The organism is Variovorax sp. 01T439_2 (genome assembly GCF_056398445.1).
Window position 1 is genome coordinate 1 of record NZ_JBFTPJ010000502.1, and the last position, 4,311, is coordinate 4,311.

At 68.1% G+C, this 4,311-nt stretch carries 5 protein-coding genes; all 5 read right to left on the reverse strand.

Annotated features, from left to right (window positions below; translation table 11 throughout):
- Positions 1-171, reverse strand: a 171-nt coding sequence (locus AC1DOC_RS21555; RefSeq protein WP_478130453.1) for an acyl-CoA thioesterase, incomplete at its 3' end; no start/stop codon positions are given.
- Between the two features lie 5 nt (positions 172-176).
- Positions 177-1,478 carry a TRAP transporter large permease gene (locus tag AC1DOC_RS21560; protein WP_015866691.1) on the reverse strand — a complete coding sequence of 434 codons (1,302 nt, stop codon included), beginning with the start codon at positions 1,476-1,478 and terminating at the stop codon, positions 177-179.
- Positions 1,475-1,999 carry a TRAP transporter small permease gene (locus AC1DOC_RS21565; protein WP_412511580.1) on the reverse strand — a complete coding sequence of 175 codons (525 nt, stop codon included), beginning with the start codon at positions 1,997-1,999 and terminating at the stop codon, positions 1,475-1,477. The genes AC1DOC_RS21560 and AC1DOC_RS21565 overlap by 4 nt, the downstream gene beginning before the upstream one ends.
- 3 nt (positions 2,000-2,002) lie before the next feature.
- Positions 2,003-3,058, reverse strand: a complete 1,056-nt coding sequence (locus AC1DOC_RS21570; RefSeq protein ID WP_412511579.1) for a TRAP transporter substrate-binding protein — start codon at positions 3,056-3,058, stop codon at positions 2,003-2,005.
- A 38-nt stretch (positions 3,059-3,096) separates the two neighbouring features.
- Entirely contained in the window at positions 3,097-4,302 is a 1,206-nt protein-coding gene (locus tag AC1DOC_RS21575; protein ID WP_412511578.1) for an alpha-hydroxy acid oxidase, read from the reverse strand.
- Positions 4,303-4,311: the final 9 nt, after the last annotated feature.

Here is a 4,311-nt window from a genome sequence, read left to right on the forward strand (position 1 = left end):
GATCACGCCCAGCGTCTCGGCCGTTTCTTCCCAGCGCGGCACGCCGCATTCGGCAAAAAAGTGGCGCGACGCCGCATCGATCCAGCGGAAGAAGTTGGGGAACCAGACGATGCCGGCGGGATCGCAGTCGCCGAACTCGACGCGTGCGGTGTAGATGATTTCCTTGGCCATGCTCATCAGTTCATTCTCGTCGGCAGCCACAGGGCGATGATGGGAAACGCGATCAGGATCACCAGGCGCACGATGTCCGTCACGATGAACGGCAGCACGCCCTTGAAGATGGTGGTGAAGCTCACGTCCTTCACCACGCTCTTGATCACGAACACGTTCATCCCCACCGGCGGATGGATCAGCCCCAGTTCCACCGTCATCACGATGATCACGCCGAACCAGATCGGATCGAAGCCCAGGTGCACGATCACCGGAAAGATGATCGGCACCGTGAGGATGATCATGGCCATGGCGTCCATCAGGCAGCCGAGCACCAGGTACATCAGCATGATGAGCGCAAGCACGCCGTAGCGGCCGATGCCCAGGCCGGTGAGGAATTCCGTGAGCTTCTGCGGGCTCTGCGTGATGGTGAGGAAGTAGCCAAAGAGCAGCGCGCCGATCAGCACCGTGAACACCGCCGCCGCCGTGCGCGTGGCCGACAGCAGCGCCTCGCGGATCTTCGGGCCGTCGAGCTTGCGCCGCAGCAGCCCGAGGATGAAGGCGCCGCTCGCGCCCACGCCGCCGGCCTCGGTGGGCGTGAAGAAGCCGCCGTAGAGCCCGCCGATCACGAACACGAACAGCACCAGCGGCGCCCACACGTTCTTCAGGTCATTGAGGCGTTCCGACCACGGCTTGACCTCGCCGCCGGGCAGCCAGCCGGGCCGCGCCTTCACGATGATCGCGATGGTCAGCACGTACATCGCCATGGCCAGGATGCCGGGCACGATGCCCGCCATGAAGAGCTTGCCGATGTCCTGCTGCGTGAGGATGGCGTAGACCGCGAGCACAGTCGAAGGCGGAAGGATGGCGCCCAGCGTGCCGCCCGCGGCGATCACGCCGGTGGAGAACGACTGCGGGTAGTTGAAGCGCCGCATCTCCGGATAGGCCACCGCCGAGAAGGTGGCGGCCGTGGCCACCGAGGAGCCGCAGATCGCCGCGAAGCCGCCGCAGGCCACCACGGTGGCCACGCCGAGCCCGCCGCGCATGTGGCCGATCATCGAGTTGGCGGCCTTGAAGAGTTCGCGGCTCACGCCCGACACCGACACCAGCGCGCCCATCAGCATGAACATCGGGATCACGCCGAAGGTGTAGTCGGTCACGGTGCGCATGGAGGTCTGGCCGACCAGCTTGAGCGCGGGCCCAGGGCCCACGAGATAGCTGTAGCCCGCTACGCCCACGAGGCCCATCGCCATGCCCACCGGCACCCGCAAGAGCATCAGCGCGAAGAGGACCACGAAGCCAAGAATCGCAACTGCATCGGGGCTCATTCATCGGCTTTCTGTTCAGCGTGGACTTCTTCCAGCTGCTCGGGATGGAAGATCAGCCGATAGGTGCGGATGGCGATCAGCAGCACCGCGCACACGTCGCCGGCCCAGGCCACGGCATAGAACGGCCAGGTCGGAATGTTCATGTCGTAGGTCAGCACGTTGTCCACGTAGGTGCCGCGCACCTTGTCGCACAGCATGGCCGTCTGCACCGCCACCACGAACAGCAGCACCAGCGTGGCGAACACGTCGATCACGCGCTTCATGCGCGGGCCCGCGGCCGTCCACACGAGGTCGACCGTGATGTGGCCGCCGCGGTAGCTGGTGGCCGCAATGCCCCAGAAGATCAGGATGCCCAGCAGCATGCGGCCGAAGTCGTAGGCGTCGGGGATCGAGGTGTCGAAGAACTTGCGCAGCACCACGGCCACGAAGATGTTGAGCGCGACGATCCCCACGAAGATGGCGGCAAGCCACTCGATCGTGTTGATCGCGCGGTCCATGTAGCGGACGGACCGGGCAGCCATCGCTCAGAGCGCCGACTTGTACTTGGCGAGGCTGGCCTTGAGCGCATCCATCACGGCCTTCGGGTCTTCGCCCGCCTTCTTCACGGTGTCGGCCCACTGCGCCTCGGAAGGCGCTGCGGCCTTGCGCCAGGCATCGAGCTGCTCCGGCGTGAGCTTGTAGACCTCGTGGCCCGGCTGCGCAGCGATCTTCGCGCGTCCGCCGAACTCGAAGTCGGCCCACGGCCCGGCCACCTTCTGGGCCCACTCGCTGGTGCAGTGCTCGTCGATCACCTTCTTCTGGCCGGCGGACATGGCGTCGTACTTGCCCTTGTTCATCACCCAGACGAAGGGCGTGACGTAGAGCGGCGCGTCCATGTGGTACTTGACCACCTTGTCGATGCCGAACAGGCCGATCGATCCCCAGGGGAAGGTGATGGCATCGGCCACGCCGCGCTCCAGCATGTCGCGCGACTCGGGCGCCGAGGCCTGCACGTTGGTGCCGCCCAGCGAGGTGATCAGCTGGCCCACGGTGCTGGTGGCGGGCCGCACCTTCATGCCCTTGATGTCGGTGGGCAGCGTGATCTTCTTGCGCGAGTGGAAGGTGCCGGGGTCGTGCACGAACGCGAAGCAGTACTTCACGTCCTTCATTTCCTTGGCCGCGTAGTTGCGGTACCAGGCATCGATGGCGGCCGAGCCCTCCTTGCCGTTGGCGAACAGGAAGGGCAGCGACGCACCCGCCATCACCGGAAAGCGGCCGGGCTGGTAGCCGGGGTTCACGTAGGCGAAGTCGGCGATGCCGTCGCGCGCCATGTCGTAGTGGTCGAAGGCCTTGCCGAGCTGCTCCGATGGAAACAGGATGGCGGTGATGCTGCCGTTCGACGCCTTCTTGATGTCGTCGGCCCAGGCCTGCAGCGCGGGGTTGAGCGGATGCTGCGCGGGCACCCAGCTCGAGAGCTTGATCTGCACGGCCTTGTCCTGCGCCTGCACGGCGGGCGTGCCGAGTGCAAGGGCGGCGCAGATGGCGATCAGGGCCGGCGCAGCGGGGCGCTTCGGATGATGGGAGTGGCGGTGGGTTTTCATGGTCTCCTTCGTTATGTTTCTGAACTAATCCGTGCAATCTAGGCAGCGGCGCGCGCCGCGTAAATGGCGGGTTTCCCTTGCAGGGTTTCCTTGGGCGGCGGCTCGGGCCGGCCGACGTGGCGCAGCCCGAGCTCGGCCGCGTGCGTGGCGCCGAGCAGCGTCATGGTGCGTTCGGTTTCCTGTGCCAGCAGCTGCAGCACCGACAACGCGCCTTGCTCGCCGCCGCAGGCCAGGCCGTAGAGCGGCGCACGTCCGGCCAGCACGCCGCGCGCGCCCAGTGCCAGCGCCTTCACCACGTCGCTGCCGCGCCGGATGCCGCCGTCCATCAGCACCGGAATGCGCCCGCCGGCGGCATCCACCATCGCGGGCAGCACGGCGATGCTCGCGGGCGCCGCATCGAGCTGGCGGCCGCCGTGGTTCGACACCACGATGCCGTCCGCGCCGTGGCGCACGGCGCGCCGCGCGTCCCCGGCGCCGAGCAGGCCCTTGACCAGCAGCGGGCCGTCCCAGAGCTTGCGCAGCCAGGCGAGGCTTTCCCAGGTGAGCCGGCGGTCCATGGTGCGCGAGAGCAGCGCGGCCTGCGCCTGCGCGGACACGGGCGCGCCGTCGTCGTCCGGCAGCAGGTTCGCGAACTGCGGCATGCCGCTGCGTGCGAGCCGCATCAGCCACGCCGGATGGCGCGCCATGTCGAGCACGGTGGCGGGCGTGAGGCGCATCGGCAACCGGAAGCCGTGCCGCAGGTCGCGCTCGCGCAGCCCGCTGACCGGCACGTCGACCGTGAGCACCAGCGCCTCGAAGCCGGCCGCGCGTGCGCGCCGCACGATGCGCTCGGCAATGGCGCGCTCGCCCATCACGTACAGCTGCATCCACAGCGTGGCGTCGGGCGCGGCCGCGCGCACGTCCTCGATGCGCGTGTTCGATGCGGTTGAGAGAACGAAGGGCACGCCCGCGCCCTGGGCCGCGCGGGCCAGCAGGGCGTCGGCGCCGGGGCGCACCAGGCCGGCCAGGCCGATGGGCGCGACCGCGAAAGGCGCGCGCCAGCGGCGGCCGAACAGTTCGATGCCGATGTCCACCGTGCTGGTGTCGCGCAGGCATTCGGGAATCAGCGGCAGCTGTTCGAGCGCATCGCGGTTGCGCTGCAGGCAGCGCTCGTCCTCGGCACCGCCGTCGACATAGTCGAACACGAGGCGCGGCAACATCCGGCGCGCACGGCGCCGGTGGTCTTCGACATTGAGCAGCGGCATCGTGGGTGC

What these genes read in the sequence shown, in the direction of transcription:
- AC1DOC_RS21560 (WP_015866691.1), bottom strand. Translation starts at nt 1,478, where the DNA reads ATGAGCCCCGATGCAGTTGCGATTCTTGGCTTCGTGGTCCTCTTCGCG.
- AC1DOC_RS21565 (WP_412511580.1), bottom strand. Translation starts at nt 1,999, where the DNA reads ATGGCTGCCCGGTCCGTCCGCTACATGGACCGCGCGATCAACACGATC.
- AC1DOC_RS21570 (WP_412511579.1), bottom strand. Translation starts at nt 3,058, where the DNA reads ATGAAAACCCACCGCCACTCCCATCATCCGAAGCGCCCCGCTGCGCCG.
- AC1DOC_RS21575 (WP_412511578.1), bottom strand. Translation starts at nt 4,302, where the DNA reads ATGCCGCTGCTCAATGTCGAAGACCACCGGCGCCGTGCGCGCCGGATG.